General features: G+C 71.1%; 28 protein-coding genes. 14 read left to right on the plus strand and 14 right to left on the minus strand.

Translation table 11 applies throughout. From position 1 onward, the window contains the following. Position 1 precedes the first annotated feature (1 nt). The 4 genes from PD653B2_RS16165 to PD653B2_RS16175 all read right to left on the minus strand — a co-directional run bounded on the left by PD653B2_RS16165 (position 2) and on the right by PD653B2_RS16175 (position 3,226). Positions 2-295 carry an EthD family reductase gene (locus PD653B2_RS16165; protein ID WP_085873415.1) on the minus strand — a complete coding sequence of 98 codons (294 nt, stop codon included), beginning with the start codon at positions 293-295 and terminating at the stop codon, positions 2-4. Positions 296-417: 122 nt separating this feature from the next. After that, positions 418-1,965, minus strand: a complete 1,548-nt coding sequence (locus tag PD653B2_RS16170) for a cytosine permease (protein WP_085873416.1) — start codon at positions 1,963-1,965, stop codon at positions 418-420. Further along, on the minus strand, positions 1,962-2,120 hold the full coding sequence (locus PD653B2_RS25080) for a hypothetical protein (RefSeq protein WP_165763505.1): 159 nt from the start codon (positions 2,118-2,120) through the stop codon (positions 1,962-1,964). Before PD653B2_RS25080 ends, PD653B2_RS16170 begins: the two co-directional genes overlap by 4 nt. Before the next feature lie 35 nt (positions 2,121-2,155). Continuing rightward, positions 2,156-3,226, minus strand: a complete 1,071-nt coding sequence (locus PD653B2_RS16175) for an LLM class flavin-dependent oxidoreductase (protein WP_085873417.1) — start codon at positions 3,224-3,226, stop codon at positions 2,156-2,158. On the opposite strand from PD653B2_RS16175, the gene PD653B2_RS16180 reads away from it, so the two are divergent. After that, positions 3,225-4,394, plus strand: coding sequence for an Lrp/AsnC family transcriptional regulator (locus PD653B2_RS16180; protein ID WP_207559455.1), 1,170 nt, complete (start codon positions 3,225-3,227; stop codon positions 4,392-4,394). The genes PD653B2_RS16175 and PD653B2_RS16180 overlap by 2 nt on opposite strands. On the opposite strand, the gene PD653B2_RS16185 is transcribed toward PD653B2_RS16180, so the two are convergent. Next, positions 4,367-5,863 (minus strand): aldehyde dehydrogenase family protein, encoded by a 1,497-nt coding sequence (locus tag PD653B2_RS16185; RefSeq protein ID WP_085873419.1) that lies wholly within the window; start codon positions 5,861-5,863, stop codon positions 4,367-4,369. The two genes, PD653B2_RS16180 and PD653B2_RS16185, sit on opposite strands and share 28 nt — an antisense overlap. 224 nt (positions 5,864-6,087) lie before the next feature. Between PD653B2_RS16185 and PD653B2_RS16190 the strand changes: the two genes are divergently transcribed. Continuing rightward, positions 6,088-6,543, plus strand: coding sequence for an ester cyclase (locus tag PD653B2_RS16190; RefSeq protein WP_278247496.1), 456 nt, complete (start codon positions 6,088-6,090; stop codon positions 6,541-6,543). Further along, positions 6,543-7,064: a flavin reductase family protein gene (locus PD653B2_RS16195; RefSeq protein ID WP_085873421.1), complete on the plus strand. Its 522-nt coding sequence runs from the start codon at positions 6,543-6,545 to the stop codon at positions 7,062-7,064. Before PD653B2_RS16190 ends, PD653B2_RS16195 begins: the two co-directional genes overlap by 1 nt. Positions 7,065-7,750: 686 nt before the next feature. Here the strand turns inward: PD653B2_RS16195 and ychF are convergent. Beyond that, on the minus strand, positions 7,751-8,827 hold the full coding sequence (ychF, locus tag PD653B2_RS16200; RefSeq protein ID WP_085873422.1) for a redox-regulated ATPase YchF: 1,077 nt from the start codon (positions 8,825-8,827) through the stop codon (positions 7,751-7,753). Between the two features lie 39 nt (positions 8,828-8,866). After that, positions 8,867-9,193, minus strand: a complete 327-nt coding sequence (locus PD653B2_RS16205; protein ID WP_085873423.1) for a TraR/DksA family transcriptional regulator — start codon at positions 9,191-9,193, stop codon at positions 8,867-8,869. Between the two features lie 47 nt (positions 9,194-9,240). Between PD653B2_RS16205 and PD653B2_RS16210 the strand changes: the two genes are divergently transcribed. Next, entirely contained in the window at positions 9,241-9,618 is a 378-nt protein-coding gene (locus PD653B2_RS16210; RefSeq protein WP_085873424.1) for an SgcJ/EcaC family oxidoreductase, read from the plus strand. On the opposite strand, the gene PD653B2_RS16215 is transcribed toward PD653B2_RS16210, so the two are convergent. The 4 genes from PD653B2_RS16215 to PD653B2_RS16230 are packed head-to-tail and all read right to left on the minus strand — an operon-like array spanning position 9,594 to position 12,918. After that, positions 9,594-10,022 carry a hypothetical protein gene (locus tag PD653B2_RS16215; protein ID WP_133059042.1) on the minus strand — a complete coding sequence of 143 codons (429 nt, stop codon included), beginning with the start codon at positions 10,020-10,022 and terminating at the stop codon, positions 9,594-9,596. The two genes, PD653B2_RS16210 and PD653B2_RS16215, sit on opposite strands and share 25 nt — an antisense overlap. 18 nt (positions 10,023-10,040) lie before the next feature. Further along, positions 10,041-11,252 (minus strand): MFS transporter, encoded by a 1,212-nt coding sequence (locus PD653B2_RS16220; protein ID WP_085873426.1) that lies wholly within the window; start codon positions 11,250-11,252, stop codon positions 10,041-10,043. Beyond that, entirely contained in the window at positions 11,249-11,800 is a 552-nt protein-coding gene (locus tag PD653B2_RS16225) for an ArsR/SmtB family transcription factor (protein WP_085873427.1), read from the minus strand. The genes PD653B2_RS16220 and PD653B2_RS16225 overlap by 4 nt, the downstream gene beginning before the upstream one ends. Before the next feature lie 56 nt (positions 11,801-11,856). Continuing rightward, positions 11,857-12,918 carry a WD40/YVTN/BNR-like repeat-containing protein gene (locus PD653B2_RS16230; protein ID WP_089503993.1) on the minus strand — a complete coding sequence of 354 codons (1,062 nt, stop codon included), beginning with the start codon at positions 12,916-12,918 and terminating at the stop codon, positions 11,857-11,859. A 24-nt stretch (positions 12,919-12,942) separates the two neighbouring features. On the opposite strand from PD653B2_RS16230, the gene PD653B2_RS16235 reads away from it, so the two are divergent. Genes PD653B2_RS16235 through PD653B2_RS16245 form a run of 3 tightly spaced genes read left to right on the plus strand, consistent with a single transcriptional unit; the run spans position 12,943 to position 15,296 of the window. Continuing rightward, positions 12,943-13,722, plus strand: coding sequence for an exodeoxyribonuclease III (locus PD653B2_RS16235; RefSeq protein WP_085873428.1), 780 nt, complete (start codon positions 12,943-12,945; stop codon positions 13,720-13,722). A 36-nt stretch (positions 13,723-13,758) separates the two neighbouring features. After that, positions 13,759-14,850, plus strand: a complete 1,092-nt coding sequence (locus PD653B2_RS16240) for a DNA recombination protein RmuC (protein ID WP_085873429.1) — start codon at positions 13,759-13,761, stop codon at positions 14,848-14,850. Then, positions 14,847-15,296, plus strand: coding sequence for a DUF6542 domain-containing protein (locus tag PD653B2_RS16245; protein WP_085873430.1), 450 nt, complete (start codon positions 14,847-14,849; stop codon positions 15,294-15,296). Before PD653B2_RS16240 ends, PD653B2_RS16245 begins: the two co-directional genes overlap by 4 nt. Here the strand turns inward: PD653B2_RS16245 and PD653B2_RS16250 are convergent. Beyond that, positions 15,239-15,865: an L-threonylcarbamoyladenylate synthase gene (locus PD653B2_RS16250; protein ID WP_085873431.1), complete on the minus strand. Its 627-nt coding sequence runs from the start codon at positions 15,863-15,865 to the stop codon at positions 15,239-15,241. The genes PD653B2_RS16245 and PD653B2_RS16250 overlap by 58 nt on opposite strands. A gap of 2 nt (positions 15,866-15,867) precedes the next feature. Next, a complete protein-coding gene (locus PD653B2_RS16255) occupies positions 15,868-16,869 on the minus strand; it encodes a 4-hydroxy-3-methylbut-2-enyl diphosphate reductase (RefSeq protein ID WP_085873432.1) in 1,002 nt (333 codons plus the stop codon). Positions 16,870-16,913: 44 nt separating this feature from the next. Between PD653B2_RS16255 and xseA the strand changes: the two genes are divergently transcribed. Both xseA and PD653B2_RS16265 read left to right on the plus strand, forming a co-directional pair. Continuing rightward, entirely contained in the window at positions 16,914-18,170 is a 1,257-nt protein-coding gene (gene xseA, locus PD653B2_RS16260; protein WP_085873433.1) for an exodeoxyribonuclease VII large subunit, read from the plus strand. Beyond that, a complete protein-coding gene (locus tag PD653B2_RS16265) occupies positions 18,163-18,378 on the plus strand; it encodes an exodeoxyribonuclease VII small subunit (RefSeq protein WP_085873434.1) in 216 nt (71 codons plus the stop codon). The genes xseA and PD653B2_RS16265 overlap by 8 nt, the downstream gene beginning before the upstream one ends. Here PD653B2_RS16265 and PD653B2_RS16270 read toward each other — a convergent pair. Further along, positions 18,375-18,956 (minus strand): DUF4245 family protein, encoded by a 582-nt coding sequence (locus PD653B2_RS16270; RefSeq protein ID WP_207559454.1) that lies wholly within the window; start codon positions 18,954-18,956, stop codon positions 18,375-18,377. The two genes, PD653B2_RS16265 and PD653B2_RS16270, sit on opposite strands and share 4 nt — an antisense overlap. 34 nt (positions 18,957-18,990) lie before the next feature. Here PD653B2_RS16270 and PD653B2_RS16275 point away from each other — a divergent pair, with 34 nt between their 5' ends. From PD653B2_RS16275 to PD653B2_RS16295, 5 genes are read left to right on the plus strand one after another with little or no spacing between them, the layout of a single operon-like run. Next, positions 18,991-20,232: an SLC13 family permease gene (locus PD653B2_RS16275; RefSeq protein WP_207559453.1), complete on the plus strand. Its 1,242-nt coding sequence runs from the start codon at positions 18,991-18,993 to the stop codon at positions 20,230-20,232. A gap of 55 nt (positions 20,233-20,287) precedes the next feature. Beyond that, positions 20,288-20,683, plus strand: coding sequence for a TOBE domain-containing protein (locus tag PD653B2_RS16280; RefSeq protein WP_085873437.1), 396 nt, complete (start codon positions 20,288-20,290; stop codon positions 20,681-20,683). Next, the gene (gene modA / locus PD653B2_RS16285; RefSeq protein ID WP_085873438.1) at positions 20,680-21,453 is read left to right on the plus strand and encodes a molybdate ABC transporter substrate-binding protein; all 774 of its coding nucleotides are present in this window, start codon (positions 20,680-20,682) and stop codon (positions 21,451-21,453) included. The genes PD653B2_RS16280 and modA overlap by 4 nt, the downstream gene beginning before the upstream one ends. 4 nt (positions 21,454-21,457) lie before the next feature. Continuing rightward, positions 21,458-22,246, plus strand: coding sequence for an ABC transporter permease (locus tag PD653B2_RS16290; protein WP_242665309.1), 789 nt, complete (start codon positions 21,458-21,460; stop codon positions 22,244-22,246). After that, entirely contained in the window at positions 22,246-23,280 is a 1,035-nt protein-coding gene (locus PD653B2_RS16295; RefSeq protein WP_242665312.1) for a sulfate/molybdate ABC transporter ATP-binding protein, read from the plus strand. The genes PD653B2_RS16290 and PD653B2_RS16295 overlap by 1 nt, the downstream gene beginning before the upstream one ends. Position 23,281: the final 1 nt, after the last annotated feature.

Below are 23,281 nucleotides of genomic sequence, written 5' to 3' on the forward strand. Positions count from 1 at the left end.
GTCAGCTCTGCCGGGCGATGTTGAGCACGGTCACGCCGGCGCCGGCGAAGTTCGCCAGGTCGTCGACAGAGGCGCGTCCGGGCTCGGACGAGAACGACTCGGCCGCGTCCTCGGCGCTGTCGTACGTCAGCCGGGCGACCACGTAGTAGGGCGAGTCACTCTCGGCGGGCTTCCCCCAGCTGAACTCACGCAGCTTCGGCAGCATGTCAACGAGCGGAGCGTGCGTGCTGGCGTAGTGCGCGTCGAACTCCTCGGGGGAGGACGGGTGGTTGTAGAGGACGATCACGTCGTGCATGAGGAGAGGCCTTTCAAGGGGATCGGTGGGCGAACGTCGCCGGGACGGGGAACCAGGTAGCCCGGCCCCGGCGACGCCTCGCGTGGGGTGGAGGAGCTGCGCTGCCCGGGGGCTCGCGGCTGTCAGCCGGCTCCGCTCGCGCGGGGACCGAGCACCGGCAGCTCGGATCGCGCCGGCGCCGGCTCCGGTGTCACCGGGCCGGGTTCGACGTCGCCGACGGGCGGAGCATCCTGGGTGCCGGCCTGCGGGACCCGCGTCCGGCGGCCGTACCCGCCGAGCCCGAACGGCGCGACGAGAACTCGGACCGCGACCACGTAGACGACACCCGCGACGATCGCCGAGGGGAAGGAGGCGGTGAGGTACTGGAACGGCGGGCGGTAGACGTAGGTCACGGGGTCGAGCAGGTAGATGTAGACCGCGATGCCAGCGGCGAACCCCAGGAAGCCGGCCGGGTTGACGCCGGCGACGTAGAAGTACGCGGACGACTTGTCGAGCTGGTACAGCGAGCGCACGTCGTAGCGCTGCCGACGCAGGATGAACCAGTCGGCGACCTGGATGCCGCAGATGGGCGCGAACGCCACGCCGAGGAACGCCAGGAAGATCGAGAAGAACGAGTTCGCGGACGTTGCGAACAGGGCGACGATCACCATGGCCGGCACCGACACCAGGAAGATCGTCCACTTCCAGGACAGCTTGTCCGCCTTGGGCAGCTGACGGATGGCCAGGCTGGCCGCGTAGATGCCCATCATCGCTGTACCGACGTTGGCGACGAGGAGGAACACGAGCATGACGGCACCGACCAGGAGACCTCCCTGGCTGACCAGGAAGTCGGTCGGGTCGCCGCCCGACCCGCTGACCGCAACGCCGGTGTAGAGACCGGTCAGTGACCCCAGTCCGACGCCGAGCCCGAACCCGATGACGACGGGCCACAGGGAGCCGCGCGCGCTGGGGCTGGTGCGGACGATGGTGCCGATGTAGGCCCACCAGGACAGGTTGGACGCGATGAGGACCTCGATGGCGCTGGCCCAGTTGCCGGCGCCCTGTGGGTACGGCGAGACCGCGACCGCGTCCACGACCCCGCTCACCCCCACCCGCTGCACCAGCAGGAGGAGGATCACCAGGCTCATCACAGCGACCACGACCGCGATGATCGGGCCGCGGCTCCGAACGTACTCCGGACCCTTGCGGATCAGGTCCAGCACGATGAAGATCGCGAGGACGCCGACGATCTTCACGCAGAGGTCGAAGTGCGAACGGTCCATGATGTCGAACGAGACCAGCAGCTCGGCGATCGCGCGTCCCTTGTAGATGAACAGGAGGATGCTCCAGCCCATCGCGGAGCAGTAGACCAGGATGAGCGACACGTACGAGCCGCGTGTGCCGAGCTGCGCGCGGCTGGCGATGACGGAGTCGATGCCGTACTTCGAGCACATCGGCAGCGTCGCGAGCGTCACCAGCAGGATCCCGAGCAGCGCGCCCGCGAGCGTGGCGAACGTCCCGGTGGTGGCCGAGAGGTAGTAGGCGACGAAGCCGCCGATGGTGAAGCACCAGGTCGCCATGGCGGCCGAGAATGCGGCCAGGAAGATGGCGGTCTTCCCGAAGCCGCGCTCGGAGCGCATGAGCGGCCAGCCGTTCTCCTCGGCCAGCTTGGCCGATCCCAGGATGCTCACAGCGCCACCCCGACCGCGATGAGGATCGCCGGGACCACGACGGTCACGACGAGGAACCAGAAGTAGTCGGCCTTCGTCAGCGCGACGCCCTGCTGGTCTGCGCTGAGGATCTGCTGACAGCGGAGCTCGAGCTCTGCGGGCAATGACTTGGACATGGTTGCTGCTCTCTCTCTGTGGAGGTCCGCCGCCGCTAGCGCGTGGCCGCGGTGGGGTCGACGACGGGGATGACCTCGCGGCCGATGAGCTCCAGTGAGCGCTTGATGTTCTCGTGTCCGAATCCGTCGATGCGGAGCAGGACCTCGTCCACGCCCATCGCCTCGAGCCGGTGGATGCGCTCGATGAAGTCCTCGGGCGTGCCGATCATGACCGAGGGGGTGTACTCGCAGAGCCAGTTGAGGTCGTCCTGGTGCTCGATCAGCTTGTCGAGGGTGTCGAGGTAGGTGTAGCCGGGCTTTTGCGACAAGGGGATGTAGAGGTCGAGGATGAACTTGAAGTAGTCCATGGCGATGTCGTGCGCGATGCGACGCGCCTCGTCGCGGTCCGCGGCGCAGTAGGCGGTGGCGACGTAGACGCCGCGGTAGTCGTTGGGTGCGGCCACGTTCGACAGGTCGGCCGCGTCGAACGCGATCCGATAGGCGTCGAGGCATTCCTGGAGGTAGTCGAAGCCGAAGTAGTTGTCGAACGTGATGGCGCCGATGCCACGAGTACCTGCGTTGCCGTGGCTCTCCACGCTCGAGGCGGCCACCGACACGGCCGGGTGCGGCTTCGTGAAAGGCTTGGGAACGACCTCGACGGGGGGGATCTTCCAGATCGGTCCGTCGTGCTCGAGCTTCTCGTCGACCATGGCCTTCATGAGCACGTCCATGCCGTCCTCCCACTGATCGCGCGTCTCGGCCGGGTCGACGCCGAACGCGCGCAGGCTGGTGAGGTTGTTCGAACGGGCCGTGCACACCTCTGCCCGGCCCCGCGAGACGATGTCGAGGGTCGCGAGCCGCTCGGCAACCAGGATCGGGTGGTTCCACTTCAGCATGACCGACGCCATCGTCCGCAGCTTGATGTTCTTGGTCCGCATCGCGATCGCGGAGTAGAGGACCTCGGGGGCCGCGACCGAGAAGCTCGGCGGCGTGAAGTGCTGCTCGGAGGTGCCCCAGGTGGAGAACCCGAGGCTGTCAGCGAGAGCGACCTCGTCGATCAGCTGGTGGTAGCGATCCGCCACCGTCGTGCCGGTGAGGTCGCCCTCTTGCAGGAGTCCTACACGCATGGTTCGTACCTTCCGTTTGGCGTTGCTGTTCGTTGTCGTTCTGGGCACGGGTGCCGGGGTTGTCGACGGCGCTGAGGCGGTTTCACGCTGCGCTGTCGCAGCCGACCGATCCCGTAGGGTGGCGGCCATGTCGTCGCAGGTCGCTACTGGAATCGATGAGGGCCCCGACGCGTCCGGCGTGTTGGCGGCTGCGGACAACGCCGCCGACCTGGACGAGCTGGACCTGCGGCTGATCGACGAGCTTCAGCGGGACGGCCGCGTGCCGTTCGCGGAGGTGGCGCGTCGCATCGGTGTCACGGAGAAGACGGTGCGTCGCCGGGTGTCGCGGCTCATCGAGCAACGCTTCATCACCATCGCCGCGGTCACCGATCCTGCGATCCTGGGCTTCGGTTGCATGGCCTTGGCGTTGATCACGACTGACGGATCGCGTCCGCCGACCGAGCTTGCCGCCGAGCTCGCCCGGCTGCCTGAGGTGGACTATGTGTCCGTCACGACCGGGCCCTTCGCGATCCAGGTCGAGCTGATGAGCTCGACCCCCGCTGCAGTCCACGCGGTGGTCTCGGACCGGATCCGACCGGTCACCGGCGTGGCTTCCGTGGAGGTGCTTCCCTACCTCCGACTGCACTACCAGCAGGCGCACCTCTCCCCGGTCCGGGAGAGGTCCGACGGCGTTCGTCCCCGCCCCCTCGACGAGACCGACCGCGCGATCATCGCCTATCTCGCGGCCGACGGCCGTGCACCCCTGCGGGACCTCGCCCCTGCGCTGCAGGTCTCCGAAGCAAAGATCCGGTTCCGGTACAACAAGTTGGTCGAGTCCGGCGCCGTCCGGGTCATGTGCATCGTCAACCCCTTGCGGCTGGGCCACCACTTCACGAGCTGGGTGGCAATCCGCGTCGGCCAGCACGGTCGCGCCGAGGATGTTGCCGAGGCGTTGACCCACCTGGCGTCCGTCTCGTACGTCGCGATCACCGCAGGGCGGTGCGACGTGCTGGCCGAGGTCGTCGCCGACTCCGGTGAGCACCTGCTGGGCATCCTGGACGGGGAGATCCGGTCCGTCGACGGGGTGGTCGAGGTGGAGTCGTGGCTGTACGTGGCCGTCTACTACAAGGCGATTCGGCCGCGCCGTGCACTCGACGATGATCACGCCAGCGACATCCAGACCGTCTGAGTGTCGAGGTACTTGGAGAGGCCCTCGTAGCCGCAGTCCTTGCCGATGCCGGAGCTCTTGAAGCCGCCGAACGGCGCCGCCGCGTGATAGTCCGCGTAGGTGTTGACCCACACCAGGCCCGACTGGATCTGCTGCGACACGGCGTGCGCCTTGCGAACGTCATTGGTCCACACACCTGCAGTGAGGCCGTAGTGCGACTTCGCCAGTCGGGGCATCAGCTCCTCGACGGTGTCGAAGACCTGGATGTTGAGCACCGGCCCGAAGATCTCGTCGGTGATGACCCGGTCGTCATCGCCGGCACCGACGATCGCGGTCGGCTCCAGGAAGTACCCCGGGCGGTCGACGCGCGAGCCGCCGAAAGCGACCTTCGCTGCCGAACCGGCGACGCCGTTCAGGTACGACTCCACCTTGTCGCGGTGCTGCGCGGAGGCGAGCGGTCCCATGGTCGTGTCCCGGTCGAGGCCGGCGCCCAGCACAAGACCCTGCGCGTACTGCTGGATGACGTCGAGCACCTCGTCGAGCGCGGCGCGCTCGACCATCAGGCGCGAACCGCTGAAGCACACCTGGCCGGAGTAGAAGAAGGCCGTCACGGCGGCCGCGGTCGCGGCCTTCGTGAGGTCGGCATCCGCGAAGATGACGTGCGGGTTCTTGCCGCCCAGCTCGAGCGAGATGTGCTTGAGGTTCCCGCCGGCGGAGGCGCCCAGCAAGCGTCCCGTGCGCTCGGACCCCGTGAAGGAAATCTTGGCGACGTCGGGATGCGACACCAGTGCCTGGCCGGTTACGCCGCCGGTCCCGGTGACCACATTCAGCGTGCCGTCGGGCAGGCCGGCCTCCGTGGCGAGCTCCGCGAGTCGGAGTGAGGACAGCGAGGTCAGCTCCGACGGCTTGAGCACGACCGTGTTCCCAGCCGCGAGGGCCGGGGCGATCTTGATCGCAGCCTGGCAGAGCGGGAAGTTCCACGGCGTGATCGCGGCGACGACCCCGAGGGGCACCCGGCGGGTGTAGACGTGGGCCTGCGGGGTGTCCACCGGCACCACGTCGCCCGTGAGTTTCGTCGGCCAGCCCGCGTAGTACCTGAACTGCTCGACCGCGAGCGGCAGGTCGACCGCCTCGACGTACGACACGGGCTTCCCAGCCTCGTGAGCGTCGTAGGCAGCGAGCTCGGCGGCGTGCTCCTCGATGAGGTCGGCGAAGCGGTGGATGGCCGCCTCCCGTCGACCGGCAGTCAGCTGCCCCCACTCGCCGCGGAAGGCCGAGCTCGCGGCGGCCACGGCGGCATCGACGCCCTCGTGCCCGGCCTCCGACACCTGCGTGATCACCTCACCGGTCGACGGGTCGACCGTGTCGATCATGTCGGCGGACGGCGCACATGCCCGGCCGTTGATGAAGGCGCCGTGCGGGGCGCTGGCAAAGTCCCACCAGGCCTCGGACATCTCCTGGCCTGTGTGGGTGGCGGTGGTGGTGGTCATGGTTTCCGCTCCTCGTCTGCAAGTTCTTGTCGCGGGGCCCGTGACGTAGGTCACCAGGCGGCAGGAACGTTATACGTGACATCTCGTGACCACAAGACCCGAATTCGCAATCTTGCTTCTATTTCGAGCCGGATATCGCTAACGTGGCGGCAGTCACAGCGCCGCCTGAGGCGTCGGCCTACGTGGACCGACTGCGTTAGACCACTCGGATTGAGATGAGACCCATGACCCTGATTGACCATCGTGGCCCTGCCACAGCCGCCTCGCCCGTCGAGCCGGGACGTCTGGTGCATCAAGCACTCGTGGACGTCTGGAACAGCGGCGAGGTCGACCAGCTCGACGCGCTTCTCGCGGCGGACTATGTGCGCCACGGTCGCGCCGAGGACACCGACAAGAACCACATCAAGCAGACGATCCAGGAAGCCCGAGCAGCGTTCCCGGACATGCGGACCGTGGCCGAGCACCAACTCGTCGACGGCGACCTGGTGGCGACCCACTGGCGGTGCACCGGCACCCATGAGGGCCCCTTCTACGACCTCCCAGTGACCCACCGGCGAGTCGACATCGAAGGCATGACGTTCTCGCGTCTGCACAACGGCCAGATCGTCGAGGAGTGGGAGTCATGGTCGAAGTCGGACCTGTTCTCGAGCCTCGGCGTGGCGAACCTCTGGGAGGCGTGATGACGGACACCCTGATCGACCAGCTGCTCGCCGAGCCGACGCTCGACGACATCAGGAACTTCCACCGGAAGTTCGTCACCGGCGTCACCATCGTGACGACGATGGACGGTGACGAGCCGCGCGGCCTGGCGCTCAACGCCTTCAGCAGCGTGACCCTCGATCCGGCCATGGTGCTCGTGTGCGTCGCCAAGTCGTCCAGCACCCACGACGCCCTGTTCTCCGCGAGTCACTTCGCGGTCAATCTGCTCAGCCGCGAGCAACTGGCGGTGGCGAAGCGCTTCGCAACCAAGTCCTCCGACAAGTTCGCCGGCCTCGATTGGCACGAAGGGCCGACCGGGTGCCCGATCATCGAAGACAGCTGCGCCCACCTGGAGGCCGAGATCAGCATGCGCGTGCGGACGTCCACCCACACGGTGTTCTTCGGTCGCGTCGTCCACGCTCGCAGCAGTGACGTCGACCCCTTGGTCTACCTCGGTTCAGCGTTCTTCGATGGAGCGCGACTGGAGCCGTTGACGACCTAGCCGCCAGGACCGGCAGGGCCCGGCTGCCCGCGTTCTAGAGTGTCCGGAAGCGCGGGCCGGCTCGGCGGGCGTCGCTGGGCAAGTTTGCCCCAACGCGACGGTGGAGCACGCCCAACCGGATTCGAACCGGCGCTACGCCGTGAAGGTGGCGACCGAGAGGTAACGGACGACACCTGAACCGGCGCCCGGTCTCGCGGTGACGAGGGCCGGCTGCGCCATGAGGCGGCACCGGGTTGGAGAGCAGCCCCCACGGGGGACGCCCGCTTCAGGCGCTTTGTAAGTCGACGGCTCGGTCCCGTGATCGCCGCGAGTGACGGATCCGGTTGAGCGACGTTGGCATCGGAGTGCCCTCCGAGACAGGGTGCGACTTACTCTTGCCTAGCCAGCATGCGCTCCGGTGACCCGTTCGTCATGGCCAATCGGGGGACCCAGGGTAGGGATACGTCGGTGCACGAGCGCGAGCGCTGACAGGATGGCACCGCCGACACCCACGAAGAGGGCAGCACTCCTGATGGTGCCGATCGCATGCCAGGGCCGCGCGACGCGACACGGACGGGGGTGGCCGTCCCAGGCCGCCACTGGCCAGGCTTGATCCCTGCCCGATCTTCGAGCGCTTGGCTGAAATTCTTGCGGGTTCTGTCTGCGCACGGGGAGGGGTCACACCCCTTCTGCGCAAACGCGCCGATTCACACGTTGAAGCGGAACTCCACGACGTCGCCGTCGGCCATCACGTAGTCCTTGCCCTCCATGCGCACCCTGCCGGCCTCCTTGGCCTTGAGCATGGAGCCGGCCGCGACCAGGTCGTCGAAGGAGACGATCTCGGCCTTGATGAAGCCGCGCTGGAAGTCGGTGTGGATGACGCCGGCGGCCTCGGGAGCGGTCGCGCCCTGGGGGATGGTCCAGGCGCGGGTCTCCTTGGGGCCTGCCGTCAGGTAGGTCTGCAGGCCGAGGGTGTCGAAGCCGACGCGGGCGAGGGTCTCGAGGCCGGGCTCGGTGACGCCCATCTCGGCGAGCATCTCGCGCGCCTCCTCGTCGTCGTCCAGCTCGACCAACTCGGCCTCGAACTTCGCGTCCAGGAAGATCGCCTCGGACGGCGCGACCAGCGCACGCATCTTGTCCTTGAGCGCCTCGTCGGCCAGCTCGTCGGCGTCGCAGTTGAAGACGTAGATGAAGGGCTTCGCGGTCATCAGGGAGAGCTCGCGGATCGCCGCACGGTCGACCTTGGTCGCGATGATCGGCGTGCCGGCCTCGAGGTGTCCGAGCGCCTCCTTGGCCGCCTCGACGACGGGGGCAAGAGCCTTGTTGGTCTTGGCCTCCTTCTCCAGCCGCGGGATCGCCTTCTCGACGGTCTGGAGGTCGGCGAGGATCAGCTCGGTCTGGATCGTCGAGATGTCGTTGCCGGGGTTGACCTCGCCGTCGACGTGGGTGACGTCCTCGTCGCGGAAGACCCGGGTCACCTGGCAGATCGCCGCGGACTCCCGGATGTGGGAGAGGAACTTGTTGCCCAACCCCTCGCCCTCGGAGGCGCCGCGCACGATGCCGGCGATGTCGACGAACTCGACGGTCGCGGGCAGGATCCGGGCCGACCCGAAGATCTCGGCGAGCTGCGGCAGCCGCTCGTCCGGGACGCCCACCACCCCGACGTTGGGCTCGATCGTCGCGAACGGGTAGTTCGCCGCGAGGACGTCGTTCTTGGTCAGAGCGTTGAAAAGGGTCGACTTGCCCGCGTTGGGGAGACCGACGATGCCGATGGTGAGTGCCACGGGCGGCGAGTCTACGGGCGTGCGGGCGACGCCGGTGAATCAGCGCTTCGCGGCGTCCTCCACGCACAGGGTCGCCCACGGGAGCGCCTCGAGGCGGCCGTCGCCGATCGGCTTGCCGCAGACGTCGCAGGTGCCGTACGTGCCCTCGTCGAGCTTGGCGAGCGCGCGCTCCACGTCGACCATCGTGACCTGCAACTTGTCGTGTACGGCGACCTGCGAGAGCCGGTCGACCGCGATGGAGGTGCCTTCTCCCACGCGTTTGCCGAAGGAGATCTCGCCGCGCTCGCCGGGCGGCTCCTCGAGCACGGCCATCTGCTCCTCGAGCTCGGCCTTCTTCTCGAGCAGGGTCGTGCGGGTGTCGTCCATCTGCCCAGTCTGCTCCGCACCCCAAGTCCGGCGCGCAGAATGACGCTATGACCGAACTCGACGCCCGGGCGATTCTCGCCGAGCTGCAACGACGGATGGACGCCCGCGACCTGGACGAGGTGGTGGAGCTCTTCACCGAGGACGCGTTGCTGATCGGTACGGCGGCGTACAACACCGGGCCGGAGGCGGTGCGCGCCTACCTCGCGCGGGTGCTCGACCAGCCGGGCCGGATCGTGTGGGACTACGACCGGGTCGACGTCTTTCACCGGGCTCCGGGCGAGCTGGGGGTCTCGGGTCTCGGGTCGGTCGGGTTCGCCGACGAGGCACCCGCAGACCGCGATCCGTTCCGGTTGACGGTGCTGGCCGTGGAGACCGACGCCGGGTGGCGGCTCCGGATGTTTCACGGGTCCGTGCCGCAGGCCTGACCCGCCAGCAGCTCCGCGCGCCGGGTCCAGGCGAAGCGCAGGATCACGAGGGAGAACACCAGCGTCACGGCCACGATGCACGCCTCGGCGATCCCGCCCCCACCGGAGGTGAAGATGCCGTGCTCGAGGTCGTAGAGCAGGTCCATCCCGAAGAGGTACAGCCCCGATGAGCCGGCGGCGATCAGCCAGAAGAGCGCCATCGGCCGGCGTCGGGTGAGCGTGACGAGGGCGAGGACGCAGGCGCTGCCGAGCCAGAGGTCGGCGAGCGGGAAGGCGTTCTCGAAGTCGTAGTAGGCCCGGGTGTGCTCGCTCGCGAGCACGTCGCGGTCGAGGAACCAGAGGGACCAGTACGCGATGTCGAGCACGATCGCGCCGACGAGCAGCCACTGCACGGTGCGCCTCATGCGCCGATGAAAGCAGACTCAGGCCAGCGAGATGCGCCGGACGGCGGGACGCGACAGCGGCACCACCATCAGCCCGGCCATCGCGAGCCCGAAGACCGCGCACGCCGCCCCCACCCCGGCCGCGCCGGCGAGCGCTCCGAAGGCCACCATCGCGACCGGCATCAGCACGTCGTCACCGAGCCGCGTGAGGGAGGCCATCCGACCGAGGTACTCGCCGTCGACGGTCGCCACGAACACGGCGCCCAGCAGCGACGACGCGGCGCCCGCAGTCACGCCGATGACCGCGCAGGCGACCGCGGTCGCGACCAGCGACCCGACGCCGATCCCGACGATCGCGAGCCCCTGGAGGACCAGCAGCCAGAAGCCGGCCACGGCCTCGCGCGCCGGCCGCCACCGCACCAGCGCGAGCGCCCCGGCGGCGGCGCCGAGCCCGACCAGTGCCTGGAGGGCCCCGAGAGTGCCGGCGCCCCAGCCCGCGTCCCGGGCGCGCAGCGCGATGCCGAGCGCGAGCGCCGGCGAGACCGCGAGGTTGAGCCCCGAGAGCGTCAGCACGAGCGTGCGCGTCGTCGGCTGGTCACGCAGGTGCGCGAACCCGCGCCCGACCGCGCGCAGCACCGGCTCGGCCTCGGCCCGCGGCAGCGGGTAGCGAGGCCGCAGCGCCAGGGCGAGGTAGCCGACGACCACCGCGAACGTGATCGCGTTGGCCAGCGCGCTGCCGCCCAGCCCCCAGACCGCGACGACGACGCCACCGAGCGCCGCGCCGGTCATGCTGCCGATCCGGGTGACGGTCTGGCTGGCACCGGTGTAGGCCGGCAGCTGGTCGGGGCGCACCAGCTGGCGGCCGATGGTTGCCGCCGACGGCTCGTAGAGCGCGTCGCAGACCCCGAAGGCGATCGCGGCCGCGAGCAGCAGCGGGACCGACGTACCGACGGAGAGCACCCAGACGCAGGTCGCGATGAGCACGGCGACCCGGAGGACGTTCACGCCGAGCATCACCCAGCGCGCCTCGCGCCGGTCGGCGACGACTCCGCCGAGGAGGAGGACGACGGCGCGCGGCACCGTCCCGGCGGCGACCACGAGCCCGGCGAGCGCCGGGCTCGCGACCTGGACCGCGGTCCACGCGAGGGCGACCGTCCAGAGCGCGTCGCCGGCGTCGGAGAGGCCCTTGACCAGCAGCCAGCCCTGGACCAGCCGATCGCGCCCCAACCCTGCGCGCTCCGGCCCGGTCACGGCTGCGACCGGAAGCCGTGCGCGAAGACGAACACCGGCTCGCGCACCTGGCCGTCGTCGGTGGGCAGGGCGGCCTGCCAGGCCCGGACGACGGCGGTCAGCGACTCCTGGAGGGCGACCAGCTCGTCGGGGGTCGCCAGCCCGATGAAGTCGGAGCTGAACGCCGCGCGCCGCCACGCGGGGTCGACCCGCTCGGCCTCCCGCTTCCACGCCGCGAGCTTGCCGAGCTGGTGGTCGATGTTCAGCCGCTCGGCCGCCTTGGCCTGGGTGCGGTCGGCGGCGTCGTCCGCGAAGTCCTCGACGGACCAGCTGATCGAGCTCTGCTCGAGCCGCCACCAGCTGGTGCGCCCGTCGGTCGCGAGCTCGGGCGCCGCGGCCACCACGCCCGCCTTCTCGAGCATCCGCAGGTGGTGGCTGATGCTGCCGACCTGCTCGCCGAGCTCCCGCGCCAGCGTGCCGACCTGGCACGGGCCGTGGAGGTACAGGAAGTCGACCATCCGGCGCCGCGTCGGGTGGTGGACGGCGCGCAGCGTCTCGATCGAGGTCATGCGGAGGACGCTAGGTGCGGCCCCGACCTTCTACAAGACTTCTTGTATGTCTCCGGTCAGCCCCGGACGAGGCGGACGACGGTCCCCTCCGGGCCGCTCCCCCAGCAGCCGCCGGTCACGCACTGCACCGCGTCGAGGTCGAGCTGGCTGAACCGGTCCCACGTCTTGCCGCCGTCGCGGCTGACGTCGCTGCCGTTGGGCCCGACGGCGACCGCCATGTGCGCCGTCCGCCAGTCGACGCCGGAGCGGTAGCCGCTCAGGTCGCCGGCGTTGTGCCACGTCCGGCCGCCCCGCGAGAAGGCGGCCATGTTCTCGCCGTTGTCCTCGGCCTCGAAGTCGCCGCCGACCGCGATGCCGTGGCCCGACCGGAAGGCGATCGAGAAGACGCCACCGGCGGCCGCCGCCGGGATGGTCGACGTCCGGACCGACCAGTGCCTGCCGCGGTCACGGGTCACGAAGATGCGCGACGCCGTGCCGCCCGACGCCAGGTAGCCGTCGCGGTGACCGGCGGTCGCCAGGCAGGAGCCGCTCGCGGCGAAGCCGAACTCGCCCTTCTCGGCGGCCGGCATGCCCTTCGAGCTCAGCTTCTTCCAGCTCGCCCCGCCGTCGTGGGTGGCGATGATCCGGAACTTGCCGTGGACCGGGTCGCTCATCGCGAGGCCGTTCTTGTCACCGGGCCACATGGCCATGCAGTCGTAGAACGCCTTCTCGTCCTGGTTGACGAAGGCCTTGGTCCAGCTGCGGCCACCGTTGGTGGTGCGGTAGATCCGACTGTCCCGGCCCTCCCCGATCGCCAGCACCAGTGCGACCTTCGCGCTCGCCGCCTCGACGTCGCGGAAGAGCAGGCCCTTCGCGCCCTTCGGCGACACGTTCTTCCAGGTCTTGCCGCCGTCCGTCGTGCGCCAGACGCCGCCCTCGCTGCCGCCGACCCAGGCGGTGCGGTCGTTCACTCCGTCGAGCCCGCGGAGCTGCTGGTCGGTCGAGACGTCGACGTGCTCCCAGGTCAGGACGGCCCGGCCGGCCGGCGGTGCGGGCGAGGACGGGGCAGCCGTCGACGGGGCTGCGGACGCGAGCGGCACGGCCAGGGCGGCGGCGAGGATCCCGAGGAGTGTGCGCATGGTCGCCACCCTAGGCTGACCTTCGTGCGCATCGCCACGTGGAACGTCAACTCTCTCCGCTCCCGCATCGACCGGGTCGAGGCGCTCCTCGACCGCCACGAGATCGACGTGCTCGCACTCCAGGAGACCAAGGCGCGCGAGGACCAGCTGCCGCTGATGGGCCTCCAGGGTCGTGGGTACGAGGTCGCTGCGGCCGGCACCAACCAGTGGAACGGCGTCGCGATCATCAGCCGGGTCGGGCTCGAGGACGTCCAGGTCGGCTTCCCCGGGCAGCCCGGGTACGCCAAGGACGCGGAGAGCGCCGCCGACCCGGAGTCGCGCGCGATCGGAGCCACCTGCGGCGGCGTCCGTCTGTGGTCGCTGTACGTCCCCAACGGGCGCAAGCCCGACGACCCGCACTACGTCTACAAGCTCGACTGGTACGCCAAGCTCCGCGAGGCCGCGAGCGACTGGCTCGGCGGTGACGCCGCGCTGGTGGGCGACTGGAACGTCTGCCCCACCGACGACGACGTCTTCGACGTCGCCCAGTTCAAGAACTCGACGCACGTGACGCCGGCCGAGCGCGCCGCCTTCTTCGCCCTCGTGGAGGACGGCTGGGTCGACACCGCCAAGCCGTACGACGCCGGCTACACCTACTGGGACTACTACCGGCAGAGGTTCGAGCGCAACCGCGGCCTGCGCATCGACTTCGTCCTGGGCTCGCCGTCGCTCGCCGCGCGGGTCACCGGCGCGTTCGTGGACCGCGAGGAGCGGGCCGGCACCGGCGCCTCCGACCACGCCCCGGTGATCGTCGACCTCGACTGACGGGTCACTGTCGGTGCCGCCGTCCATGCTGGCGCCATGGAGATCCTCACGCTCTTCCTCACCCTGTTCGTCGGGCTCGCGCTCGGCGGGCTCGTCGGCGTGCTCTGGTCCCGCTCCCGCCCCGCGGTCGCGGCCGGCCTGCTCGACCAGGCCGAGGTGATGCTGGAGCTCGACCGGCTCAGTGACCAGATGCGCGACCTCGACCACCAGCGGGCCAGCTGGCAGGGGCAGCTCAACCAGCAGGTGCTCGACATGCGCGCGACCGCCGAGGGCCTGCGCCGCGAGACCCAGTCGCTGTCGACCGCGCTGCGCAAGCCGCAGGTCCGGGGCCGGTGGGGCGAGCTGCACCTGCGCCGCGCGGTCGAGCTGGCCGGGCTGGTCGACCGCTGCGACTTCTCCGAGCAGGTGCGCCTCGACGACGGCGCCCGCCGCCCCGACCTGGTGGTGCACCTGGTCGGGGGCCGCCAGGTGGTGGTCGATGCCAAGGTCCCGCTCGACGCCTACCTCGACGCGACCTCGACCGACGACCCCGAGGACGCCGACCGGCGCGCCGACCACCTGCGCCGCCACGTCGTCCAGCTGCGCACGCACATCGACGCGCTGGCCTCCAAGCAGTACTGGCGCTCGCTCGACGAGAGCCCGGAGTTCGTCGTCCTCTTCGTGCCGGCCGAGTCGTTCCTGGCTGCGGCGCTCGAGACCGACGGCTCGCTCATCGAGTACGCCGCCACCCGCCAGGTGGTGCTCGCGACCCCGACGACGCTGATCGCGCTGCTGCGCACCGTCGCCCACGGGTGGAGCCACGAGGCACTGGCCGACCAGGCTCGGGAGATCCACCGCCTGGGCCGCGAGCTGCACGGCCGGCTCGCCGGCATGAACGCCCACCTCGACACCCTCGGCCGATCGCTCAACGCGGCCGTCGGCCACTACAACCAGACGGTCGGCTCGCTGGAGTCGCGGGTGCTGGTGACCGCCCGCCGGTTCCACGACCTGTCCGTGACCGACGACGGCCTGCCCCCGCCGCGCCAGGTCGAGTCCACGAGCCGGTCCATATCACCGGTCGACCTGCGGGTGGTCGAACGGCGCGGCTCCCCCGGCGACGGAGACGCGGACCATACCGTGGCCCTGTGAGCCAGAGTCACACCCTCTGGGAGGAGGGTCACGAGCCGGGCCGGCAGGTGGTCGCGCTCGGGCTGGCGCTCGCCCTGACGGCGACCGTGCTCGACCTCGCGCTCTCGGGTCGGGTGAGCCTCTTCTTCGACGTCTGCTTCGTGCTGCTCTGCGTCGGGCTGGCGCTCGCCGTACGTCCCGCCGACTTCTTCACCGTGGGCGTGCTGCCGCCGCTGCTGATGGTCGTGGTCTTCACGCTGCTCGGGATCACCCGGCCCGACGTGATCGCCGACGCCGAGGACGGCGTCATCCAGGCCGTGGTCGCCGGTCTCGCCCACCACTCGGGCTCGTTGGTGGTCGGCTACGTGCTGTGCCTGGTCACCCTCGCGATCCGGCACCGCGTGCTGGGTCAGGCGGCCTCGAACCGGGCCGGGTCACCGGCTCCCACCCGCACGACCTCCGGGTAGCCCTCCGACCAGTCGACGACGGTGGTCGGCTCGGCGGGCGTCTCGCCGGCCTCGACCACCAGGTCGACCACGTGGTCGAGCTCCTCCTTGACGTCCCAGCCCACCGTCTGCGCCTCGGTCTGGCCGGGGAGGATGAGCGTGCTGCTCAGCAGCGGCTCCCCCAGGGCCTCGAGCAGCGCCTGGTCGAACACGTGGTCGGGGATCCGGACGCCGACGGTGCGCTTCTTGGGGTGCATCAGCCGCCGCGGGACCTCCTGGGTCGCCGGCAGGATGAAGGTGTACGGGCCCGGCGTCGCCGCCTTGATCGCCCGGAAGGCCGAGTTGGCGACCTGCGCGAACTGCCCGAGCTGGGCGAAGTCCTTGCACATCAGCGTGAAGTGGTGCTTGTCGTCGAGCCCGCGGATCCGCAGCATCCGGTCCCGGCCCTCGCGGTTGCCGAGCTGGCAGCCGAGCGCGTAACCGGAGTCGGTCGGGTAGGCGATCAGCTCGTCGTCGCGCAGCGCCGCCACGATCTGGTCGATCAACCGCTGCTGCGGGTTCTCCGGGTGGACGTCGACGAAGCGGGCCACGGTCAGACCCGACCTGCGGCCTTGAGGTCGCGCCGCAGCTCCACGGGGAGCGCGAAGATCAGCGACTCCTCGGCGCTGTGCACGGCCTTCGCATCGGGGTAGCCGCGCTCGGCGAGGAAGGCCAGCACGCCGTCCACCAGCTCCTCGGGCACGCTCGCGCCCGACGTCACGCTGACGGTGCGGACACCGTCGAGCCAGGCCTCGTCGATCTCCGAGGCGTCGTCGACGCGGTAGGACGACCGCGCGCCGGCCTCGAGCGCGACCTCGACGAGGCGCACGGAGTTGGAGGAGTTGCCGGAGCCGACCACGATCACCAGGTCGGCGCCCGGGGAGATCTCCTTGACCGCGAGCTGGCGGTTCTGGGTGGCGTAGCAGATGTCGTCGCTCGGCGGGTCGAGCAGGTCGGGGAAGCGCTCCCGGATCGCGGCCACCGTCTCGAGCGTCTCGTCGACCGACAGCGTGGTCTGCGAGAGCCAGGCGACCCGCTTCGGGTCGCGCACGACGATGCCGGGCACGTCGGCCGGGCTCTGCACCAGCTGGATGTGGTCGGGCGCCTCGCCCGCGGTGCCCTCGACCTCCTCGTGGCCGGCGTGGCCGATGAGCAGGATGTCGTAGTCCTCGTTCGCGAAGCGCTTCGCCTCGTGGTGCACCTTGGTGACCAGCGGGCAGGTCGCGTCGATGGTCTTGAGCGCGCGCTCCCCGGCCTCTCGGTGCACCTCCGGCGAGACGCCGTGGGCGGAGAACACCACGGTCTGGCCCTCGGGCACCTCGTCGAGCTCCTCGACGAAGATCGCACCGCGCGACTCGAGGTCGGCCACGACGTGCTTGTTGTGCACGATCTGCTTGCGGACGTAGACGGGCGCGCCGTAGAGATCCAGCGCCTTCTCGACGGTGATCACCGCGCGGTCGACACCGGCGCAGTAGCCCCGCGGCGCCGCCAGCAGGACGGCCTTCTCGGCCTCCTCCGGCGACAGGATCGGCGGCATCCCCATGTCGGTGCTCATGCGGCCAGTCTAGGTGCGTCGGTCCCATCCCCTAATCTCGCGACATGGCCCTGGAGACCTCGCTCGAGTCACCGGCCCCGGTCCGGCAGGTCGCCAATGCGATTGCCGGCTGGGTCGACCGGCTCGGCGCCGTGTGGGTCGAGGGCCAGGTCGCCCAGGTCAGCCGCCGGACGGGGATGAACACCGTCTTCATGACCCTGCGCGACTCGGTGGCCGACATCTCCGTCACGGTCACCTGCTCGCGCACCCTGTTCGACGGGCTCAACCCGCCGGTGGTCGAGGGCGCGAGCATCGTCGTCCACGCCAAGCCGTCCTACTACGCCAACCGCGGCACCATCTCGCTCTACGCCCGCGACATCCGGATGGTCGGGCTCGGCGAGCTCCTGGCCCGGATCGAGCGCCGCCGCCAGCTGCTGGCGGCCGAGGGGTTGTTCGCGGCCGAGCTCAAGCGGTCGCTGCCCTTCCTGCCCGGCACCGTCGGCCTGGTCACCGCGCCCGGCTCCGCCGCCGAGCGCGACGTGCTGGAGAACGCGAAGCGCCGCTGGCCGGCCGTCGCGTTCGAGGTGGCGTACGCCGCCATGCAGGGTCCGCGCTCCGCCGCCGAGGTGATCGAGGCCGTCGAGCGGCTCGACCGCAACCCGGCCGTCCACGTGATCGTGGTGGCCCGCGGAGGCGGCTCGGTCGAGGACCTGCTGCCCTTCTCCGACGAGGGCCTGATCCGGGCGGTGCACGCGATCCGCACGCCCCTGATCTCGGCGATCGGCCACGAGCCCGACTCCCCGCTGCTCGACCTGGTCGCCGACGTCCGCGCGTCGACCCCCACGGACGCCGCGAAGCTCGTGGTCCCCGACGTCGCGGAGGAGCTGCGCATCGTCATCCGGGCCCGCGACCGGGTCCGCGGCTCCCTGGCCGGGTGGCTGGCCCGCGAGCAGGCGGGCCTCGACGCGCTCCGCTCGCGCCCCGCGCTCGCCGACCCGCGCAGCCTGCTCGACGCCCGCCTCGACGAGGTCGTGGCGCTGCGCGAGCGGGCCCGCCGCACCCTTCACCACGCCCTCGACCGGGCCGGCGACGACATCGGCCACCAGCGGGCCCGCGCCCGGGCGCTGTCGCCGCTGGCCACCCTCCAGCGCGGCTACGCCGTGCTCCAGGACGCCGACGGCCACGTCGTCACGTCGGTCGCCGACGTCGTCGCCGGGCAGCAGCTCAGCGTCCGGGTCGCCGACGGCCGCATCCACGCCACCACGACCGGCACCGAACCCCTCGAAGGACCCCTCGAAAGGCAGCGAGAGACCGATGGCTGAGAAGAAGACCGCCGAGGAGAGGCCCTCCTACGAGGCCGCCCGCGAGGAGCTCATCGACGTCGTACGACGCCTCGAGGCCGGCGGCACCACCCTCGAGGAGTCGCTCGCCCTCTGGGAGCGCGGCGAGAAGCTGTCCACCCTCTGCCAGGAGTGGCTCGACGGCGCCCGGCAGCGCCTCGACGCCGCCATCGACGCCGACGAAGGCTAGGAGACGTCCTGGGGGTCGAGCGGCGCGGTCGTCAGCGACTCCACGAGCTCGCGCAGGTCGTCCTCGGGCGCGGAGCCGTAGACCAGCACGGTGTCTTCGCCGACCTGGGCCGCGAACGCGTGGTCGCCGTCAGGATCGGAGAAGGTCTGCCAGCTCGACGCGACGCTGCTGTCGAGCCGCACCTCGTCGCCCTCGGTGGCGTCGGTCCCGACCAGGGTGTCGACCAGCGCGTCGACCGACCGGTCCTCCTGGTGCAGCCCGGCGAAGTGGTCCTCGTCGGTGGTCATGGCCAGGTCGAACACCGGCCGGTCGCCCGGCGTGAAGGTCGCCTGCTTGACGAACCAGCCGTCGGGCAGCGCGGCGGGGTAGACGGGCTCGAGGCCGGCGCCCTGCTGGATGCTCGTGACGAGCGCCAGGTAGTCGACGTGGTCGGGCTCGTACGTCGGGGTGTCGCGGAAGGTGCCCCGGAAGATCACGATGCCGAGCACCACCAGGACCAGCACGATCATCGACCCGACCAGCCCGCCCGCGGACCGGTCGTACCGCCCCGGACGGCCGGTCCCTGACGCCTCACTCACGGACCCATCCTCACAGGTGGTCTACCGTCTCCGCGTGCCGACCCTCGACGCCGTACCCGTGGTGGCGCTCGTCGTCCTCCTGGTCACGGCGTACGCCCACCCCTCAGCGCGCGCCGAGCTGTCCCTGGGATTGGGGGCGGCGGCGGCGACGCTCGCCACCGGCATCCTCGGGTGGTCCGAGGTCGAGGCGACGCTGCGCCACCTCGCCCCGGTGGTGCTCTTCTTGGCGACGATCCTGGTGGTCGCCGACGTCTGCGCGCGGGCCGGACTCTTCACCGCCGCCGCGGCGCGGGTCCGCGACGCGAGCAGCGGCCGGCCGGCGCGGCTCTTCACCGGCGTGTTCCTGCTCGCGGCCGCGGTCACGGCCGTGCTCAGCCTCGACGCGACCGTCGTGCTGCTGACCCCCGTGGTCATCGGTGCGGCCCTCGCGACCGGCACGTCGATCCGGCCCGGGGCCCAGGCCTGCGTGCGGATGGCCAACTCCGCCTCGCTCCTGCTCCCCGTCTCGAACCTCACCAACCTGCTGGCGATGCCCCACCTCGACCTGACCTTCGGCGGCTTCGCGCTGGTGATGGCGCCGGTGCTCGCGGTCGTGCTGGTCGTGGAGTACGTCGTGCTCCGCGTGCTGGTCCGCCGCGACCTGTCCGCGCCCGTCCACCCCGGCGCGGCCGGGCAGGCCGACACGCCTCCCCTGCCGCCGGTCCCGCTGGTGGTCGTCGGGCTGATGCTGGCCGGCTTCGGGGTCGGCTCGCCGTTCGGCGTCGACCCGTTCTGGATCTCGGGCGCGGCCGCGGTCGTGCTCGTCGTCTGGGCCCACCGCCGCGGGCTGCTGGGCGCGGCCGACGCCGTGCGCGCCGCGCACCCGGCGTTCGCGGTGTTCGTGCTCTGCCTGGGCGTGGTCGTCGCGGCGCTGTCCGAGGGGTTCCTCGGCGACTGGGTCTCCGACCTGCTGCCCGGCCCGACCGGCTTCGTGGACCTGCTCGTGATCGCGCTGATCGCCACCGCGCTGGCCAACCTGCTCACGAACCTCTCCGCGACCCTCCTCCTGCTCCCGCTGCTGGCGCCCCTCGGCGACACCGCCGTGCTCGCGGCGCTCCTCGGGCTCAACATCGGCTCCGGGCTCACCTACACGGGGTCCCTGGCCAACCTGCTCTGGCGCCGCGGGCTGGTCCGGCTCGGCGAGCCGCCGTCGCTCCGCGAGTTCCACCGGGTCTCGCTCCTCGCCACCCCCCTGTCCCTGGTGGCCGCGGTGGCCGCGCTGACCCTCGTCACCTGACCGCACCTGCGGAGATCGGTCGCCAGATCCCCCGCATCTGCGGCATGATGCCAGGGTGACGACGTACCGAATCGCGGAGGCAGCCGAGCTGCTCGGCGTCAGCGACGACACCCTGCGGCGCTGGGTCGACGCGGGACGCGTGGCCAGCAGCAAGGACGACGGCCGCACCGTCGTCCCCGGCGCGGATCTCGCCGCGCTGGCGGAGTCGCTGGCCGACCACCCCGACCGCGACGTCACCCGCGCCTCGGCGGTGAGCGCGCGCAACCGCCTCGCCGGCATCGTCACGAAGGTCACCAAGGACACCGTCATGGCCCAGGTCGAGATGATCTGCGGCCCCTACCGGATGGTCTCGCTGATGAGCTCCGAGGCCGCGGAGGAGCTCGGCCTCGAGCCCGGCGTCCGCGCCATCGCCTCCGTCAAGTCCACCAACGTCGTCGTGGAGCGCCCGTGAACAGGTCGCCGCTCGTCCTGCCTGCCGTGCTCGCGCTGGTCCTCCCCCTCGCCGCCTGCGGCAGCGACGCCAACGACGGGGACAGCGCGGCCACCACCACCCTCACGGTGTACGCCGCGTCCTCGCTCACCGCGACGTTCGGGGAGATCGCCCAGGAGTTCGAGGCCGCGCACGACGGGGTGGCGGTCGACCTGAACTTCGGCGGGTCCTCCGACCTGGTCACCCAGATCCAGGAGGGTGCGCCCGCCGACGTGTTCGCGTCGGCCGACACCGCCACCATGGACACGCTCGTCGGCGACGACCTCGCGGGCGCCGACCCGCAGGACTTCGCGACCAACACGCTCGAGATCGTGGTGCCCGCCGGCAACCCGGCAGGGATCACGTCTTTCCAGGACCTCGCCGAGCAGGGCCTCAACCTCGTCATCTGCGCGCCCGAGGTGCCCTGCGGCGCGGCGGCCCAGGCCGTCGCCGACGACGCCGGCGTCACCCTGAGCCCGGTGAGCGAGGAGCAGTCGGTCACCGACGTCCTGGCCAAGGTCACGAGCGGCGAGGCCGATGCCGGGCTCGTCTACGTGACCGACGTCGAGGCGGCCGGCGACGACGTCGAGGGGATCACCTTCCCGGAGTCCGCCTCGGTCGTGAACACCTACCCGATCGTCCCGGTGCAGGGCACCGACGAGTCCGACCTCGCCCAGGAGTTCGTCGACCTGGTCCTCGGCTCGACGGGCCAGCGGATCCTCGCCGACGCCGGCTTCGGTCCGGCGGCCTGACGGCGTGTCCCACCAACGACAGGTCGGCGTACCCCGGTGGATCTACGCCCCGGCTGCCGTCGGGGTGGCCCTGGTGCTGCTCCCCCTGGCCGCGATGGTGTCGCGGGTCGCCTGGGGCGACTTCCTGGACCTGGTCACCTCCGAGTCGGCGCTGACCGCGCTGTCGTTGAGCCTGCGCACCTCGGCGGTGAGCACCGTGCTGTGCGTGCTCCTGGGCGTGCCGATGGCCGTCGTGCTGGCGCGCACCAGATTCCCCGGCCAGGGCGTGGTGCGCTCGCTGGTGCTGCTGCCGCTGGTGCTGCCGCCGGTGGTGGGCGGCATCGCGCTGCTCTACACGTTCGGCCGTCGCGGGCTGCTCGGCAGCGAGCTGGACGCCCTCGGCATCCAGGTCGCGTTCTCGACCACCGCGGTGGTGCTGGCGCAGACGTTCGTGTCTCTGCCGTTCCTGGTGGTCAGCCTGGAGGGTGCGTTGCGCAGTGCCGGCCAGCGCTACGAGGTGGTCGCCGCGTCGCTGGGCGCGGCGCCGACGACCGTGTTCCGCCGGGTGACCCTCCCGCTGGTGCTGCCCGGCCTCGTCTCCGGAGCGGTCCTGGCCTTCGCCCGGGCGCTGGGCGAGTTCGGCGCCACGATCACGTTCGCCGGCAACCTGCAGGGCACCACCCAGACGCTGCCCCTCTACATCTACAACCTGCGCGTCACCGACCCGGACGCGGCGGTCGCGATGTCGCTCGTGCTCGTCGTGGTCGCGGTCGTGGTGATCGGGCTGGCCCGTCCGGAGCGGAGCACCCGGTGATGCTCGAGCTCCGGGCCGGCGTCGACGAGCGCGGCGTGGACGTCGACCTCGACGTGGGTGCCGGCGAGACCGTCGCCCTGCTCGGACCCAACGGGGCCGGCAAGTCGACCGTGCTCGCCGTGGCGGCCGGGCTGCTCCGACCGGACCGCGGGCAGGTGACGCTGGACGGCCGGGTCCTCACCGACGACGCAGGCTGGGTCGCGCCGCACCACCGACACGTCGCACTGCTCGCCCAGGACCCGCTGCTCTTCCCGCACCTCACGGTGCTCGACAACGTGGCTTTCGGTCCGCGCAGCGCTGGGGCCTCGCGGAGTGCGGCGCGCGACGCGGCGGGCCACTGGCTGCGCGAGGTGGGCGTCGTCGACCTCGCCGACCGACGGCCCTCCCAGCTGTCCGGGGGCCAGGCGCAGCGGGTCGCGGTCGCCCGCGCGCTGGCCGCCGAGCCGCAGCTGCTGCTGCTCGACGAGCCGATGGCCGCCCTCGACGTCGCCGTCACCCCGGCGCTGCGGCAGACCCTGCGCCGGGTGCTGGCCGACCGGACGGTCGTCCTGGTCACCCACGACGTGCTCGACGCCCTGCTGCTGGCCGACCGGGTGGTGGTCCTCGAGGGCGGCGTGGTCGTCGAGTCGGGCCCCAGCGCCGAGGTGCTGGCCCGGCCGCGGAGCGCCTTCGCCGCCCGGATCGCCGGGCTCAACATGCTGGCCGGGACCTGGCGGGACGGCGCCGTGCAGGCTGCGGACCTCGTCGTCCACGGCCTGACGACCGATCCCGTCCCCGAGGAAGGGGACGACGTCGTCGCGGTCTTCCGGCCGAGCGCCGTGTCGGTCTTCCGCGAGGCGCCGGGCGGCAGCCCCCGCAACAGCCTGCCCGTCACCGTCACGGACCTCGAGCCGCACGGCGACCAGGTGCGGGTGCGAGCCGGCGACCTGGCCGCCGAGGTCACCCTCCTCGCCGCGGCCGAGCTCGATCTCACGCCAGGAGTTCGCGTGACGTTCAGCGTCAAGGCGAATGAGGTGGCGGTCTACCGGACCTGAG

The organism is Nocardioides sp. PD653-B2 (assembly GCF_002117935.1).
Classification (GTDB): domain Bacteria; phylum Actinomycetota; class Actinomycetes; order Propionibacteriales; family Nocardioidaceae; genus Nocardioides.

Coding starts and splice junctions, on each gene's coding strand:
- PD653B2_RS16165 (WP_085873415.1), bottom strand. CDS start 295: ATGCACGACGTGATCGTCCTCTACAACCACCCGTCCTCCCCCGAGGAG.
- PD653B2_RS25080 (WP_165763505.1), bottom strand. CDS start 2,120: ATGTCCAAGTCATTGCCCGCAGAGCTCGAGCTCCGCTGTCAGCAGATC.
- PD653B2_RS16180 (WP_207559455.1), top strand. CDS start 3,225: ATGGTTCGTACCTTCCGTTTGGCGTTGCTGTTCGTTGTCGTTCTGGGC.
- PD653B2_RS16175 (WP_085873417.1), bottom strand. CDS start 3,226: ATGCGTGTAGGACTCCTGCAAGAGGGCGACCTCACCGGCACGACGGTG.
- PD653B2_RS16185 (WP_085873419.1), bottom strand. CDS start 5,863: ATGACCACCACCACCGCCACCCACACAGGCCAGGAGATGTCCGAGGCC.
- PD653B2_RS16190 (WP_278247496.1), top strand. CDS start 6,088: ATGACCCTGATTGACCATCGTGGCCCTGCCACAGCCGCCTCGCCCGTC.
- PD653B2_RS16195 (WP_085873421.1), top strand. CDS start 6,543: ATGACGGACACCCTGATCGACCAGCTGCTCGCCGAGCCGACGCTCGAC.
- PD653B2_RS16205 (WP_085873423.1), bottom strand. CDS start 9,193: ATGGACGACACCCGCACGACCCTGCTCGAGAAGAAGGCCGAGCTCGAG.
- PD653B2_RS16210 (WP_085873424.1), top strand. CDS start 9,241: ATGACCGAACTCGACGCCCGGGCGATTCTCGCCGAGCTGCAACGACGG.
- PD653B2_RS16215 (WP_133059042.1), bottom strand. CDS start 10,022: ATGAGGCGCACCGTGCAGTGGCTGCTCGTCGGCGCGATCGTGCTCGAC.
- PD653B2_RS16225 (WP_085873427.1), bottom strand. CDS start 11,800: ATGACCTCGATCGAGACGCTGCGCGCCGTCCACCACCCGACGCGGCGC.
- PD653B2_RS16230 (WP_089503993.1), bottom strand. CDS start 12,918: ATGCGCACACTCCTCGGGATCCTCGCCGCCGCCCTGGCCGTGCCGCTC.
- PD653B2_RS16240 (WP_085873429.1), top strand. CDS start 13,759: ATGGAGATCCTCACGCTCTTCCTCACCCTGTTCGTCGGGCTCGCGCTC.
- PD653B2_RS16255 (WP_085873432.1), bottom strand. CDS start 16,869: ATGAGCACCGACATGGGGATGCCGCCGATCCTGTCGCCGGAGGAGGCC.
- xseA (WP_085873433.1), top strand. CDS start 16,914: ATGGCCCTGGAGACCTCGCTCGAGTCACCGGCCCCGGTCCGGCAGGTC.
- PD653B2_RS16265 (WP_085873434.1), top strand. CDS start 18,163: ATGGCTGAGAAGAAGACCGCCGAGGAGAGGCCCTCCTACGAGGCCGCC.
- PD653B2_RS16295 (WP_242665312.1), top strand. CDS start 22,246: ATGCTCGAGCTCCGGGCCGGCGTCGACGAGCGCGGCGTGGACGTCGAC.